General features: G+C 61.4%; 14 protein-coding genes. 5 read left to right on the forward strand and 9 right to left on the reverse strand.

What is annotated here, in order from left to right; all coding sequences use genetic code 11:
- Positions 1-83 precede the first annotated feature (83 nt).
- The 5 genes from ABOK31_RS17575 to ABOK31_RS17595 form a co-directional block, all read right to left on the reverse strand.
- Positions 84-2,087 (reverse strand): aldo/keto reductase, encoded by a 2,004-nt coding sequence (locus ABOK31_RS17575; protein WP_349956927.1) that lies wholly within the window; start codon positions 2,085-2,087, stop codon positions 84-86.
- Positions 2,088-2,142: 55 nt separating this feature from the next.
- On the reverse strand, positions 2,143-3,231 hold the full coding sequence (ugpC, locus tag ABOK31_RS17580; protein WP_349956929.1) for a sn-glycerol-3-phosphate ABC transporter ATP-binding protein UgpC: 1,089 nt from the start codon (positions 3,229-3,231) through the stop codon (positions 2,143-2,145).
- 15 nt (positions 3,232-3,246) lie between these two features.
- Positions 3,247-4,083, reverse strand: coding sequence for a carbohydrate ABC transporter permease (locus tag ABOK31_RS17585; protein WP_174178554.1), 837 nt, complete (start codon positions 4,081-4,083; stop codon positions 3,247-3,249).
- On the reverse strand, positions 4,080-4,940 hold the full coding sequence (locus tag ABOK31_RS17590; protein ID WP_174178552.1) for a sugar ABC transporter permease: 861 nt from the start codon (positions 4,938-4,940) through the stop codon (positions 4,080-4,082). The genes ABOK31_RS17585 and ABOK31_RS17590 overlap by 4 nt, the downstream gene beginning before the upstream one ends.
- Before the next feature lie 186 nt (positions 4,941-5,126).
- Positions 5,127-6,401 carry a sugar ABC transporter substrate-binding protein gene (locus ABOK31_RS17595; protein WP_349956931.1) on the reverse strand — a complete coding sequence of 425 codons (1,275 nt, stop codon included), beginning with the start codon at positions 6,399-6,401 and terminating at the stop codon, positions 5,127-5,129.
- 86 nt (positions 6,402-6,487) lie between these two features.
- Between ABOK31_RS17595 and ABOK31_RS17600 the strand changes: the two genes are divergently transcribed.
- Positions 6,488-7,438, forward strand: a complete 951-nt coding sequence (locus ABOK31_RS17600; protein ID WP_349959015.1) for a helix-turn-helix domain-containing protein — start codon at positions 6,488-6,490, stop codon at positions 7,436-7,438.
- Between the two features lie 81 nt (positions 7,439-7,519).
- On the forward strand, positions 7,520-8,290 hold the full coding sequence (locus ABOK31_RS17605; RefSeq protein ID WP_349956932.1) for a sugar phosphate isomerase/epimerase family protein: 771 nt from the start codon (positions 7,520-7,522) through the stop codon (positions 8,288-8,290).
- Here ABOK31_RS17605 and copD read toward each other — a convergent pair.
- On the reverse strand, positions 8,287-9,171 hold the full coding sequence (gene copD / locus ABOK31_RS17610) for a copper homeostasis membrane protein CopD (RefSeq protein WP_349956934.1): 885 nt from the start codon (positions 9,169-9,171) through the stop codon (positions 8,287-8,289). The two genes, ABOK31_RS17605 and copD, sit on opposite strands and share 4 nt — an antisense overlap.
- On the reverse strand, positions 9,171-9,551 hold the full coding sequence (locus ABOK31_RS17615) for a hypothetical protein (protein WP_174178542.1): 381 nt from the start codon (positions 9,549-9,551) through the stop codon (positions 9,171-9,173). Before ABOK31_RS17615 ends, copD begins: the two co-directional genes overlap by 1 nt.
- A gap of 25 nt (positions 9,552-9,576) precedes the next feature.
- Here ABOK31_RS17615 and ABOK31_RS17620 point away from each other — a divergent pair, with 25 nt between their 5' ends.
- Complete coding sequence (locus ABOK31_RS17620; RefSeq protein ID WP_174178540.1) at positions 9,577-10,323, forward strand: metallophosphoesterase; 747 nt, start codon at positions 9,577-9,579, stop codon at positions 10,321-10,323.
- Between the two features lie 7 nt (positions 10,324-10,330).
- Here ABOK31_RS17620 and ABOK31_RS17625 read toward each other — a convergent pair whose 3' ends face one another.
- Positions 10,331-11,812, reverse strand: a complete 1,482-nt coding sequence (locus tag ABOK31_RS17625; RefSeq protein WP_349956937.1) for an NAD-dependent succinate-semialdehyde dehydrogenase — start codon at positions 11,810-11,812, stop codon at positions 10,331-10,333.
- 72 nt (positions 11,813-11,884) lie between these two features.
- Positions 11,885-13,156: a 4-aminobutyrate--2-oxoglutarate transaminase gene (locus tag ABOK31_RS17630; RefSeq protein ID WP_349956939.1), complete on the reverse strand. Its 1,272-nt coding sequence runs from the start codon at positions 13,154-13,156 to the stop codon at positions 11,885-11,887.
- Between the two features lie 222 nt (positions 13,157-13,378).
- Here ABOK31_RS17630 and ABOK31_RS17635 point away from each other — a divergent pair, with 222 nt between their 5' ends.
- Positions 13,379-14,206, forward strand: coding sequence for a MerR family transcriptional regulator (locus tag ABOK31_RS17635; RefSeq protein WP_349956941.1), 828 nt, complete (start codon positions 13,379-13,381; stop codon positions 14,204-14,206).
- 82 nt (positions 14,207-14,288) lie between these two features.
- Complete coding sequence (locus tag ABOK31_RS17640) at positions 14,289-14,915, forward strand: ribonuclease D (RefSeq protein WP_349956942.1); 627 nt, start codon at positions 14,289-14,291, stop codon at positions 14,913-14,915.
- Positions 14,916-15,106 lie beyond the last annotated feature (191 nt).

A 15,106-nucleotide genomic window follows, 5' to 3' on the forward strand; every position in this document is an offset into this window, starting at 1 on the left:
CATTCAGGCAGACATGAAAAGGCCCATCCGGTTTCCCGGATGGGCCTTTTGCTTCAGCACTGTTTGACAGCGCCAGACCTATCTCAGCCTTCGAGCCACTTGACCTGTTCCGGCGTGAGCTTGATGTCGAGTGCCGAAAGGCTGTCTTCCAGCTCGGCGACCGTGCGCGGGCCGATCAGCGGTATCACAGGGAAGGGCTGGGCGACCACATAGGCAAGCGCGATGTGGATCGGGCTGCGGCCGAGCTTCTGCGCCAGTTCGATCGCCCTGTCGCGGCGGCCAAAATTGCGGTCGGAATACCAGACGCGTACCAATTCCTCGTCGTCACGCTTGTCGCGGCCGGCGCGGTCGGTGAAGAAGCCGCGGCCCTGGCTCGACCAGGCGAAGTTGGGGATCTGCTTGGCGTTGAGCCACGCCTTCCAGTCGTCGTCGGAAGCCGCGACGCATCCGGCCCAGATCGGGTCGAGCATTTCCGCTAGCGAGAAGTTGTTGGAAAGGGCGGCCGGCGCCGTCTTGCCGTTCTTTTCGGCATAGGCGATCGCCTCATCGAAGCGGGCGCGCGTCCAGTTCGAGCCGCCGAAGATGCCGCGAATACGGCCAGCCTTCACCTCGGCATCCATGGCATCCACGAACTCGCCGACCGGAACGTCGGTGTTGTCGCGGTGCATGAAGTAGATATCGACATAATCGGTCTTCAGGCGGTTGAGGGACTGGTCGAGCTGCTTGGCGATCATGTCCGGGTAGCAAAGCGGCGAATGGGCGCCCTTGCCGATCAGCACGATCTCCTCGCGCGGCACGTTGCGGCTGGTGTGCCAGTCGCCAAAGATGCTTTCCGTCTTGCCGCCGCCATAGACGTAGGCCGTGTCGAAGGCATTGCCGCCCGCTTCATAGAAGGCGTCGAGCGTCAGCGATGCTGCTGCGAAATTCGGGAAGAATTCGAAGCCGAGCGTGACGAGCGATGCCGGCTTGGAGATGCCGGGAATGCTGCGCTTCGGAATGCTGTTACCCTTGGTGACGGTCGCGCCAGCGATATTCTTCGTCCGCTTCGCTGCCTTCTCGACACTATATTCGAGGCCGATCGAAGCGCGCCATTGGTCGAGGACCCGGAGATTGCCGATCGAATCGGCCCAGCTGATGCCGGGATAGGCGAATTCCTTTTGTCCGGCGCGAATGGCATCGCCAGCCGCATCGACTTCGAAGGAATAGAGCCAGCGATCTTCCTTGACCTCGATCGTCTGGGTCTCGCCGCCCTTGATGACTTCGATCTTGCCGACGCCGCCCTTATGGCCGGAGGCGAACCAGAAGTCGGCTACCTCGATGCGGCCTTCGGAGCCGATGATGCGCAGCGTGTTGTCCTGGTTCGCCATGATCGAGCAGGACACTTCGGCGATGACGTTGTTCGGGAATTTCAGGACGGCGGAAGCCCATTCGTCGACGCCTGTCTGGCCGAGATGGCCAACGCCGGAGACCTTGTCCGGATCGAGAAACGGCTTGCCGTCGACCGCACCGGCGATCAGGCGTGCCATCGAAACCGGATAGCCGCCGACATCGAGAATGCCGCCGCCGGCGGTCTCATTGGCAAACAGCCGGTGTTCTGGATTGACCTTTCCCATGTTGAAGCCGAAGGAGGAGCGGATGATGCGCAGATCGCCGATCACGCCGCTCTTGACGAGTTCGATCAGCTTCGCCGTCTGCGGATGGACGCGATACATGAAGGCCTCACCGGCGAAGACGCCGGCCTTCTTGGCCTCATGGTAGATGGCTTCCGCATCGAAAGCCGAAAGCGCGATCGGCTTTTCGACGAGCACATGTTTGCCGGCGCGGATCGCCTTGATTGCCCATTCGGCATGGCCGGTGTGCGGCGTGGCGATGTAGACGGCGTCGATCTCTTTGTCGGCAAGCAGGGCTTCATAGCCATTGACGATGCGAGCGCCGGGAAAACCGTCGCCGAGACCCGGCTTGTCGGGGTTACGGCTGGCGATCGCCACCAGCTTGCCGCTGCGGGAATGGGCGATACCATCGGCAAAAGTCTGTGCGATCCTGCCGGGGCCGATGATGCCCCAGCGGATTGGTGTGTCGGTCGTCATGAAGTCGTCCTTTCCTAAATCTGCATGCTGTCTTGGGAGGGAAGAGGGGCAGCGCCTATCGCAATCGGTTGCCGGCGCTGTCGAACAGGAATGTCTTGGTGGCCGATAGCGCCACGGTGAGCTTGTCGCGGTTGCCCGTATTGCGGGATTCTTCGCGCTCGATGACGATCTGCTCGCCGCCTTCGACATTGGCGTAGATGTAGCTGGTGTTGCCGAGATGCTCCGCAACATCGACGTCGACGGTCATGTCCACGTCGCCGCGGCCGGCCTCGAGGAAGTGCTCCGGACGGACACCAAGCGTCACGGGCTGGCCGACCTCCAGCTTTGCCGAGGTGACGGGCAATGTCAGGCGGACATTGCGCTGGCCCTTGAGCACGACGGCGATGCGGCCCGGCTGGTTGTCCGTGACCTCGGCCTGCAGGAAGTTCATCTTCGGCGAGCCGACAAAGCCGGCGACGAACTGGTTGGCCGGATCGTCATAGAGATCGAGCGGCGCTCCCACCTGTTCGATGTTGCCGCCGCGCAGCACGACGATCTTGTCGGCGAGTGTCATCGCCTCCGTCTGGTCGTGGGTGACGTAGATCATCGTCGTACCGAGCTTCTTGTGAAGACGGGAGATTTCCACGCGCATCTGCACGCGCAGTTCGGCGTCGAGGTTGGACAATGGCTCGTCGAACAGGAAGATCTGCGGCTCGCGCACGATGGCGCGGCCGATGGCGACGCGCTGGCGCTGGCCGCCGGAAAGCTGCTTCGGTCGGCGCTGCATCAGCTCGGTGATCTGCAGGATTTCGGAGGCCTGCTTGACGCGGCGGTCGGTGTCGGCCTTCGGATTGCCGTTCATCCGCAGGCCGAAATTGAGGTTCTGCTCGACGGTCAGGTGCGGATAGAGCGCGTAGGACTGGAAGACCATGGCAATGCCGCGATCGGCCGGCTCCACGTCGTTGACCACACGGCCGCCGATCTTGAGTTCGCCGCCGGTGATGTCTTCCAGCCCGGCTATCATGCGCAAGAGCGTGGACTTGCCGCATCCGGACGGTCCGACGAAGACGACGAATTCGCCGTCCTTCACCTCGAGATTGGCGCCGTGGATGATTTCCAGCGAACCGTAGCGTTTGACGATATTGGTGAGAGAAAGTTCAGCCATACGGATCTCCCGGAATTATTTGATTGCGCCGGCGGCGATGCCGGCGATGAAGTGGCGCTGCAGGAGAACGAAGATGATGAGGATCGGTGCCGTCAGCATCACAGCACCAGCCATGATGCCGCCCCAGGAGACCCTGGTAAGGCCGATCAGTGTTCCGAGCGCCACGGGTGCGGTCATCATTCCCGGCCGGGAGTTGATGAGCAGTGGCCAGAGGTAATTGTTCCAGGAGGCCAGGAACAGGATGATGGCGAGCGCCGCCATGGTCGGCCGCGCCAGGGGCAGAGCGATGCGCAGGAAGATCTGCCATTCCCTGACACCCTCGACGCGGGCGGCATCGAACAGCTCGCCCGGCATCATCGAGAAGGCCTGGCGCATGAAGAGTACGCCGAGCGAATTGAAGAGCGGCGGTACGATCAGCGCGACCCACGTATTCGCCAACCCGAAATCGCGCGCCACCATGATGAATTGCGGGATGATGACGACGGAGTAGGGCAGCGTGATGGTGCCGAGGATGATGCCGATGACGCCCGAACGCCCGACGAACTGGTAGCGCGCCAGCGCCCATCCGGCCATCGAGGTCAGCAGCACCGACAGGAAGGTGTAGACGACGGCAACGATGATGGAGATCGTCATCGCGCCGACGAAGTTGGTGTCGGCCTGCAGGTTCCGAAAATTGTCCATGAAACCTGTCGACGGCGTCAGGATGATGCCGGGGCTGAAAATGCCGTAATCGGGCATGGTCGAAAAGACGAACATCATCCAGAGCGGAAACAGCCAGATGATGGCGAGCGGCACCAGCAGGCCGTGCAAGGCGAGCGAGCGGATCAGATTGGATTTGGACTTCGATTTCATTTCGGTTCGCGCCCCACCCAGAGATTGAGAAGAGAGATGGCTACCGCAAGCGCCGCCATCGTATAGGCGATCGCCGAGGCATAGCCGAAGTTGGTCGACTGGAAGGCCTGGCGATAGAGCAGCAGGCCGAGCGTCTCCGTACCGCCGCCGGGGCCACCCCTGTTGGTGATCAGATATGGTTCGGTGAACAGCTGCATGGTGCCGATGACGGACAGGACGACGCAGAACAGAATGATCGGCTTCAACAATGGCAGGGTGATGTGGATGAACTGCTTGAAGCGGCTGACGCGGTCGAGGGTTGCGGCCTCGTAGACATCCTCGGGGATCGATTGCAGACCGGACAGGATGATGATGGCGTTATAACCCGCCCAGCGCCAGGTGACGGCGATGATGATGAGCACCATTGCGGCATGCGATTCGGCGAACCACGACACCGGCGCGAAGCCGACCGCGCCGATCAGCTTGTTGACGATGCCGAAATCGACGTTGAACATCAGGCGGAAGACGGCGGCATAGGCCACCTCTCCGACGACGACGGGTGCGAAGAAAGCAAAGCGAAAAATGCCGCGGGCCTTCAACAGCGGTGAATTCAGCAGCACCGCCATGACCGTGGCGAGCGTGATCATGACAGGCACCTGGACGATCAGGATGATCAGCGTGTTTTGAAGCGCGTTGTAGAATGCCGGGTCGCCGAACAGGCGCCCCCAATTGAGCGACAGATTGAAGGTCCACGGATTGACTCGGGTGTTCTGGAACGAAATCAGGAACGAATCGATGATCGGCCAGACCCAGAAAGCGGCGAACACCAGAAGATAGGGTGCAAGGAACGCATAGGCGCTCCGGTTTCGCAACCGCATGAAAGCCTTCTCCTTTATGCGCATTTATGCGCAGGGAAATGATGCGTGACGTCGCATCCCCGCCGCCCCTAGAGCGTGACGCCGAAAAGTGTAGGCGGTTTTCGAACGACGTCACGCTCTACTTTTTTGATTCTAGAGCGGCGGGGATGCCGAGCGCGGCTTGGGATGCGCGCCCGGCAGTGTCACTCATTTCGCGAGCGGCAGGCCCGTCGCCGAGGCGATCTGCTGGGCCGCATCGTCGAGCGCGGCCTTGCCGTTTGGATAGCCGCCTGCGAGGTATTTCGTCTGGACGGCCTTTATGACCTCATCCGCGTCGCTGAAATACTGGGTGCCGGGGCTTGGGCGGATCTTCGGCAGGGTGGCGAGGATATCGGCCCAGACCTTTTGTCCGCCCCAATAAGGCTGCGGCTGGTTGACGAAGGGATCTTGAACCGCCGTCAGCAGCGACGGCACGAGCCCGAAGGACTTCAGCATCGTCACCTGGCCCTCATTGGTGCCAAGCGTGTACTCGAGGAATTTCCAGGCGGCTTCCTTGTTCTTGGAACCGTTCGAGATCGCCAGCGACGAGCCGCCGAGATTGGCCGCATGCGGGCCGTCGGCCGTCATGCTCGGCATCGGATAGACGCCCCATTTGCCCGCGAGATCCGGCGAGGTCGAGCGAACGGTGCCTTCGTACCAGCCGCCATAGAGCTGCGATGCCACCTTGCTTGCCGTGTTCGCCTGGATTTTCTCGTTCCAGTTCGCCGCGGTCATCAGGCCGGCGTCCTTGATTTCCTTTACCTTGTCCAGGGCCTTGACGCAGCCGGGCTGGTTGACGGTGATGCTCTGGCTGTCATCCGAGAAGTAGCCGCAGCCCTGTTCGTTGGCGAGCATGCGGAACCATTCGCTGTCGCCGTTGAGATCGGCTTGCGTCATCACGACACCGGGATTGGCGGCGGAGATCTTTTTGCCGGCGGCGATGAAATCGTCCCAGGTCTTGATCGTTGCCGGATCAACGCCTGCCTTTTCATACATGTCGCGGCGATAGAACATGGTGACCGGGCCGGAATCCCATGGCATTGCATAGGCGGCGTCGCCGACTTCGAGCTCGGCGCGCTTGAAATCCGGGAACTGCTTCTTGAGGGCATCATTGTAGCCGAGCTTCGTCAGGTCGGTCAGGCAGTCCGGAAAGCGGTTCCAGAAGATCGAAGCCTTGTGGTTTTCGATCGACATGACGTCGGGCAGACCGTCGCCGCCGGCCGCGCATGCAGCCAGCATCTTGTCGAAGACCTGCGGGTTGCCGATGTCTTGAACCTCGACCTTGATGTCGGGATATTTCTTGTTGAATCCCTCGACCGTGGACTTCAGCGCCGATGCGGCGATGTTCCAGCTCCAGACTGTAATGGTGGTTTGCTCTGCAAAGGCAGAACCGGAAGCGAGCAGGGCAGCAAGCGCCGTCGCTCCAGCAAGTTTTAAACGCATTGAAAATCCTCCCTTTTCAATTGCCGTTCTCAAGAGAACACGCTTAAACTAGCTGTCGGTACGCTTCTGTCTCCTAAAAAAGGAACATCGACTTGGCGAAAAGTAAGGTAGGTCAACGGGCGGTTTATCAGCCGGGTGCGAGCAGTGTCGAAGGGCTGCCAAATGTCCTGCAGATGTTCCATAACCACCCGTTGCCGATGGCAAAGCCGCATTGGCACGCGCAGGTGGAAGTCAACTACATCGTCCGCGGGACTGTGCACTACCGCGTGGGCAATCACGAGCTTACCCTGAGAGCCGGCGAGATCTGCCTTTTCTGGGGCGGACAACCGCATCAGCTGGATGAACTGTCGGAGGATGCGATCTATGCCGGCGCGCATCTGCCGCTGGTGCATTTTTTCCGCCTGCGCCTGCCGCTCGATATTTCCGGCCGCCTTATCCGCGGGCAGACCCTGATCAGCTCGGCGACCGATGCTGCGGACGACGAGAATTTCGCGCGGTGGCACCGTTATGTCATGTCCGAAGACGGTGCCAAGGCCGAACATGCCGTTGCTGAACTTCTCCTGCGCCTGGAGCGCATCGCCTTCGAGCCCTATCGCATGGTGCCGGAGAAGCAGGAAAACCTGACCAGCGACCAGGCCCATCCGCAATCCTCGCGCAGCCTGGCGCGCATGTGCGATTTCATCGCCGAGAATTTTCTGCACGACATCGATACGGTCGATATCGCCAAGGCGGCGCATCTCCATCCGAAATACGCGATGAACCTCTTCAAGAAATCCACGGGCATGACGCTGGCCAAATATGTGAACCTGCTGCGCCTGTCGCGCGCCCAGGCGATGTTGATGCGGGACGGCGCCAACGTGCTGCAGGTGGCCATGGACAGCGGCTTCGGTTCGATCAGCGCCTTCAACAAATCCTTCCGCCATATTGCAGGCATGACGCCTTCCGATTTCCGCCGCGACATGCGCGTCCTTTCCGCCATCAATGTCGAGGCCATCAAGCCCCCGATGCCGCGGCTGCCCCAGCAATATCATCGCTAGCGAGACTTGCAGCCCTGGTTCCTCTTGCAGTCAAGGGCGATCTCGCGCATTGCTCCTGACCGGTTGAGGGAGGAGAATCTCATGCGGCAGTTTTCGGCTTGTATCGAATGGTTGTTCGGGCGCGACGGCGACGCTTTTACCGATCGTATCCGGCTGGCACATGAGGCGGGGCTCGACGCCATCGAGTTTTGGCACTGGACGAACAAGGATCTGGACGCGATCGCGGCTGCCGTAGCCGAGACCGGCATCGCGGTCTCCGGCCTCGTGGCCGAACCGATGATCGCACTGACGAATCCGGCAAACAAGGAGGCGTGGCTGAAGGGCCTGCGAGAGTCCGTCGCCGTGGCGCAGCGTCTCGGTGCGCGGGTTCTCATTGCCCAGGCCGGCGACGACCTGCCCGACTATTCGCGTGCAGATCAGCGGGCGGCCATCGTTGCCGCCCTTGGCGCCGGCGCCGAGATTCTCGAAGGGTCCGGCGTCCGGTTGGGCCTTGAGCCGTTGAACACGACGATCGACCATATCGGCTACTACCTGTCTTCGACGGTTGAAGGCCTCGATATCGTCGACGAGGTCGGTCGCCCGGAAATCGGCATCGTCTATGATGTCTATCATTCGGCTGTCATGGGCGAAGACACGCGGCAGGTGATCGGCGATCGTATCGACCGGATCGTGCATCTGCATGTCGCCGATCATCCGGGCCGTAGCGACCCCGGCACGGGCCGCATCGATCTGAAGGAACGGCTGGATTGGCTCTTCGCCCGGGGCTATCGCGGCAGGGTGGGCCTGGAATACAAGCCCGCGACAAGCGATGCCGAAACCGTTCGCGCGATCGTGAAGTCGCTCGGCGGCTAGACCGGCTCCAGCATCCCGAAGACGGCGATCAGGCCGATGACGACAATGCCGATGACGATCTCGGCGATGCTTCCAAGCCGAAGGGCCAGTAGCGCGCGCGTCGGCTTGCGGCCGATCCACGGAACGAAGACGTAGCGATTGATAATGGCCAGCACGGCCATGATGGCGACCAGCGCGATCTTGACGGCAAGCAGCATCTGATAGGGCGAAGACCAGTCGGTCGGCAGACGCTTCAGGATCAGCAGCGTATTGACGATGCCGGAGAGAATGACGAGCGCGACCGCGACATGCCCGGCATTGGAGAACCGGCGCAGCGCGATCCGTGCTTCCGCCCTGCATTCCGGCCGGCCGAGAAGCCGAAGAATGGAGAGCAGCGGCACCAGCGCTCCCAGCCAGCCGCCGCCGGCAAGCACATGCAGTATATCATTGGCCCGATGCGCCTGCCTGAGCCAGCCTTCCAGCATCGAGGCATGCCCGGTCAACGACAGCGAGGCGAGACCAAGACCCGCACCCAGCGCCAATCCATGGCGGCGCCCGCTCTCCGGCAGCAGCAAGGCGCAAACCATCACGATGGCCGCCAGCGCCTGCGCCTGCCAGGCGACCCCGACCGTGGTTTCGAAAACCACGTCATGGATCATGCTAGCATTGAGCGCATCGTTCCAGCCGCTGCCGATATTCGCCGTCGTCACCGGCAGCGCGGCCAGGGCTGTTAAAACGGCAATCGCAGTAATCAGCAAAAACGGTATCGCAACCATGCGCCACACGATATGGGCCAGCGTTTGCGGCACGAACAGGGAGAGATAGGCGCAGGCACCCCACAGAAGCATCAGGGATGCGTCATGCAGGAAGCGGCAGAGTTCGAGCGCTGTCGTCGTCTCCATCAGGACTTCACGATAAGTTTACAGGCGCCATGAATGGGACGTTCCAGTTTGAGGCATGTCGTTTGCGTCGGTAATCCGGCAGCGCTCGTGCCGAAGCTGCCCGACACCCACGTTTTCTCAGGTTGAACGGCGGGAATTTCTCGCGCCAGCGTGGTTAGCGCGATAAGATTGCGGATACGCGCTGTCAACTTTCTCCATGCATAAAGGCGCCGTTCGGGACGCTTTGCCGCAAGGCGGGTTGGTGCCGCAGGCTCAGGCCCGCTGCCAGAACCGTCATCAGCGATGATTTCCGCCTCTCTGGCAAAGAATCGTCGCTTTTGAGTCCTTTTTGCAGACACAGTTAAGGCGTTCCGGGGTGTGCGCTCGAAAGGCAGTTTCATGGCGGCGTCTAGGATACGCGAAAAAATGGCGAATGGCTTCGGCCATCGTCGGCGTCGGGAATGGCTCGAACACCTCGACATGCCCACCTATGTGATCGGCGACGTCCATGGCCGTTACGATCTCCTGAGCGCACTGGAGCGCAAGATCTTCGCCGATGCGGTGGGGCTGCCCGGCAGAAAACTCATCATCATGCTCGGGGATTTCATCGATCGCGGTCCGGCATCGGCGCAGGTGGTCGGCCGCCTGATGGCGCCGCCACCGAATGGTTTCGACCGCATATGCCTCACCGGCAATCATGAAATGGCGATGCTTTCCTATGTCGATGGCGAGATATCGCTTGAGGAGTGGGTGGGGCTCGGCGGCGATGCGACGCTCGCCTCCTATGGCGTGGATATCCCTCGGTTGCAGCAGCTATATCCCAAGCAGAAGAAACTCGACACGTTCATCCGAACCTGGCTGCCGGACGATCACGTCAATTTCCTGCGTCGCCTGCCGATCCTGCTGGACACGCCGAAGGCCCTGTTCGTCCATGCCGGCATCGATCCGGATCGGACGATTGCAGATCAGCAAGACGATGACCTCGTCTTCATCCGCTCGCGTTTCTACGACAGTGCACAGCCGCTGCCGAAGCTGATCATACATGGCCATACACCGATCAGCCGAGCCGAAGTCAATGGTCTCAGGCTCAATCTCGATACCGGCGCTTTTCACACCGGTCGGCTGAGTGCGGCCCGCTTGTGGCAGGGCCGCATTCACATCACCTCAACTTGATAGTCGGCTATAGATTGCCGATGCAAAGATACTTCATTTCCAGATAGTCGTCGGCGCCGTGGCGCGAGCCTTCGCGGCCGAGGCCGGATTGCTTGATGCCGCCGAAGGGAGCCGTTTCCGACGACATCAATCCGGTATTGATGCCGACCATGCCGTATTCCAGCGCTTCCGCCACGCGCCAGACCTTCTTCAGGTCGCCGGCGAAGAAATAGGCGGCGAGACCGAATTCGGTGTCGTTCGCCTGGGCGATGACATCTTCGACCGTGTCGAAGCGGAAGAGTGGCGCAACGGGGCCGAAGGTTTCCTCGCGGGCAACCTTCATGCTGCGGTCGACGCCCGTCAGGATGGTCGGCGCGAAGAATGTGCCGGCACCTTCGATGCGCTTGCCGCCAAAGGCAACGCGAGCACCCTTGGAGACGGCGTCACGAACGTGGTCTTCGGCCTTGGCGACACCCTGTTCGTCGATCAGCGGTCCGACAGTCACGCCCGGCTTGAAGCCGTCGCCGACGGAAAGTTCGCCCACCTTGGCGGCAAGCTTGGCGGCAAAGGCGTCATAGACACTCGACTGCACATAGATGCGATTGGCGCAGACGCATGTCTGGCCGGCGTTGCGGTACTTCGAAGCCATCGCCCCTTCGACGGCGGCATCGAGATCGGCGTCGTCGAAAACGATGAAAGGCGCGTTACCGCCGAGTTCGAGGCTGACCTTCTTGATCTGGTCGGCACACTGGCGCATCAAGATGCGACCGACTTCGGTCGATCCGGTGAAGCTGATCTTGCGCACCTTGGCATTGCCGCAGAGTTCGCGACCGATCGCCGGGCCGTCTACACCGACGATGATATTGAGAACGCCGGCCGGGATGCCTGCTTCTTCCGCGAGAACGGCAAGCGCAATCGCCGTCAGCGGCGTCTGTTCGGCGGGCTTCGAAACGACGGTGCAACCGACAGCCAGCGCCGGCGCGATCTTGCGGGCGATCATCGCGGCCGGGAAATTCCAGGGCGTGATCGTGCCGACGACGCCGACCGGCTGCTTGATGACGACCATGCGCTTGTCGTTGGAGGGGGCGGGGATGGTCTCGCCGTAGATACGCTTGGCCTCTTCCGCGTACCATTCGACATAGGAGGCGGCGTAGAGGATCTCACCTCTGGCTTCCGGCAGCGGCTTGCCCATTTCAGCGGTCAGGATCGCCGCCAGCTCATCGGCATTGGCGATCATGAGGTCGAACCATTTGCGTAAGGTTGTGGCCCGTTCCTTGGCCGGGCGGGCGGCCCAGGCGGCCTGGGCGATATGGGCGGCATCGATCGCTGCGGTCGTCTCGGCAGCTCCCATATCGGGCAGCGAGGCGAGCACTTCGCCGGTGGCGGGATTGATGACGTCGAATGTCTTCGTTGCCTCGCCGGCCGTCCAGGCGCCGTTGATATAACCGGCGGCGCGCAGGAAGCGCGAGGAGAAAGGCACATGCTTGGTCATTGCTGTTGTAAAGGACATGCTATGCACTCCGACAGGTTTCGCCCGGCAGGCCGCGCGGGCGGATAAAAGGAACTACGTGGATCGCGTCCGTCAGCGCGAGGCGCTTGCCTCCAGCAGCGATGCCTCAAGAATGTCGAGTGCCTCGCTGAACACGCCGTCCTGAATGGTGAGCGGCGACAGGAAGCGGATGACATTGCCGTGGACGCCGCAGGTCAAAAGGATCAGACCCTTGTCGAGCGCGATCAGCCGCACCTTGTTGGCGAAGTCCGCACTCGGCAGCTTCGTCGTCGCGTCGTTGAATTCGACCGCATTCATGAAGCCGGGGCCGCGGATGTCGGCGATCTCGGGCACCTTGTCGCGCAGCGATTCCAGCCGCTGCTTCAGGCGCGAGCCAAGTTGATTGGCGCGGTCGCATAGGCCCTCCTCGGCGATGACGTCGAGCACGGCATGGGCAGCGGCAATGCCAAGCGGATTGCCACCATAGGTGCCGCCGAGGCCGCCGGGACCGGGGGCGTCCATGACTTCGGCGCGGCCGGTGACGGCTGCGAGCGGGAAGCCGCCGGCAAGGCTCTTTGCCATGGTGACGAGATCTGCCGAAACCTCATGGTGATCCATCGCGAACATCTTGCCGGTGCGCGCAAAGCCCGTCTGCACCTCGTCGGCGATCAGGAGAATGCCGTGCTGGTCGCAGATCTCGCGCAGCGCTTTCATGAAGGCCGCCGGCGCGGGATAGAAGCCGCCTTCGCCTTGCACGGGTTCCAGAATGATGGCGGCGACACGCTGCGGATCGACATCGGCGGCAAACAGCTTCTTCAGCGTGGCGAGCGATTGCTCGACGCTCACGCCATGCAGCGGCACGGGGAACGGTGCATGGAAGACATCGCCCGGCATGGGGCCGAAGCCGATCTTGTAGGGCGCGACCTTGCCGGTCAGCGCCATGCCCATGAAGGTGCGGCCGTGGAAGCCGCCGCCGAAGGCGATGATGGCGGAGCGGCCCGTAGCGGCGCGGGCGATCTTGACGGCGTTTTCGACCGCTTCCGCACCGGTCGTCACGAAGATCGTCTTCTTGGCGAAATCGCCGGGAACGATCGCGTTCAGCCGCTCGGCCAGATGGACATAATTCTCATAGGGCACGACCTGGTGGCAGGTGTGCGTGAAGCGGTCGAGCTGCTCCTTGACGGCGGCAATCACGCGGGGGTGCCGGTGGCCGGTATTCACCACGGCGATGCCGGAGGCAAAATCGATGTAGCGATTGCCTTCCTTATCCCAGATCTCGGCGTTTTCGGCGCGATCGGCATAGATCTGCGTCGTCATGCCGACGCCGCGGGAAATGGCGGCATTCTTCCGCTCGGTCAGGGTCATTGCAGTGGCTCCCAGAAGGTCGTTTTCGAATTATCTTGCAGAACTTCTGCAAGTTATTTACAAAACTCCTACATTTTTCCTGCAAGATTTCAAGCGGGATTTTGTGCGGGTGACAAGAATGCGCCAACGGCTCGCCTGGAACGCCGTGCGGCTTTTAAGGCGCGCTAAGTCGCTTCATCCATGCTAAACGGTTCCAAAAAAGGAAGATCAGGAATATTGGCAATGAGCAGCATCGAGCCCGAGCGCTACCCCGTGCGCTACAAGGTGGCAGAGGCAGCACGTCTGGCTGGCGTATCGGCCTCCACCCTTCGCCTATGGGAAAGCCAGGGGCTAGTGGTCCCCTCCCGTTCCGAGACCGGACATCGCCAATACAGTGCCGAGGACGTGGCGCGGCTGAAGCGCATTTCCTGGTTCCGCGCCGAGCGCGGCCTCAATCCGGCAGCGATTCGCGAGGCGCTCGAGACGGAGGAAGGGACTGCCGGTCTCGAAAATGGTGAGCAACTGGCTTCCTCGGATATCGGCCGCAGGCTCCGCTCGCTGCGCCATGCCGCGGGCAAGACGCTGGAGCAGGTCGCAGCCGACATGGGCGTGACGTCGTCGACGCTGTCGACCCTGGAACGCACCTCTCAAGGCGTCAGCTTCAAGACCCTCCACGATCTGGCGGATTACTACGGCACGACGGTGTCGCGCCTGTCGGGCGAGCAGCGCGAAGATGTCCCCGCGCTCATCCGCTCTGGCGAATGGCGTGCCTGGCCGGCGACGACGCCGGGCGTCACCGTGCAATTGCTTGCCGAAGGCAGGACGATGATGGATTGCCATCGCTTCGTTCTTGCTCCGGGTGCTGCGAGCGAGGGTGCCTATCGCCATGAGGGTGAAGAATTCATCCATGTGCTTGCCGGGCGGCTGGAGCTGGTGCTCGACAGCGATCAGTTCTTCGATCTGCTGCCCGGCGATTCCCTCTATTTCGAAAGCCGCCGCTATCACTCCTGGCGCAACCGCCATGATGGCGAGACCATATTGCTCTGGATCAATACGCCGCCGACTTTTTGACGGGCGCTGGTATGGTTCTCAACCCGTCTGTTCTATAGAACGGACGAAAAGCGAATTCTGAATAGAGAGCCGGGAGAATCTCATGGCCGCCACCATCCGTTTTCACGAAGGCGATATTTCCACTGAGGATGCCGCCCACTACACCGGCGCCATTGCCATCGATACCGAAACCCTCGGCCTCGTTCCGCGCCGCGACCGGCTTTGCCTCGTACAGCTTTCGCCGGGTGATGGCACGGCTGACGTCATCCGCATCGCCGCCGGCCAGAAGCAGGCTCCCAATCTCGTCGCAATGCTCGCCGACCCGACGCACCAGAAGATCTTTCACTATGGCCGGTTCGACATCGCCGTCCTGTTCCATACGTTCGGCGTCACCACCACGCCGGTCTTCTGCACCAAGATCGCGTCGCGCCTCTGCCGCACCTATACCGACCGCCACGGCCTGAAGGACAATCTCAAGGAAATGCTCGACGTCGATATTTCCAAGGCACAGCAGTCGTCAGACTGGGCGGCGGAAACGCTTTCGTCGGCGCAGCTCGAATATGCAGCCTCCGACGTGCTCTATCTGCATGCGCTGCGCGAAAAGCTGACGCAACGCCTGCTGCGCGATGGCCGCATGGACTATGCGGATGACTGCTTCGCCTTTCTGCCGACGCGCGCCAAGCTCGACCTTCTCGGCTGGGAAGAGGCGGATATTTTCGCGCATAGCTGATTGTTTCGCTCACAGGGCGAAATCCGAAGGCCGGTGCCGCGGAAGTGGCATCGGCCCTTTTATTTAGTGATCTGTTAAGGACTCGACTGCTATTTTGCGGATGATTTCCAGTTCAGCGCGTTCGCGCCTCGTCACTTCGGTCATGTGGCGCTAGGAAATGTACCGGCCGCATGAGCGGATCTGGATTGAAC

Source organism: Rhizobium sp. ZPR4 (assembly GCF_040215725.1).
GTDB classification, from domain to species: Bacteria; Pseudomonadota; Alphaproteobacteria; order Rhizobiales; family Rhizobiaceae; genus Rhizobium; species Rhizobium rhizogenes_D.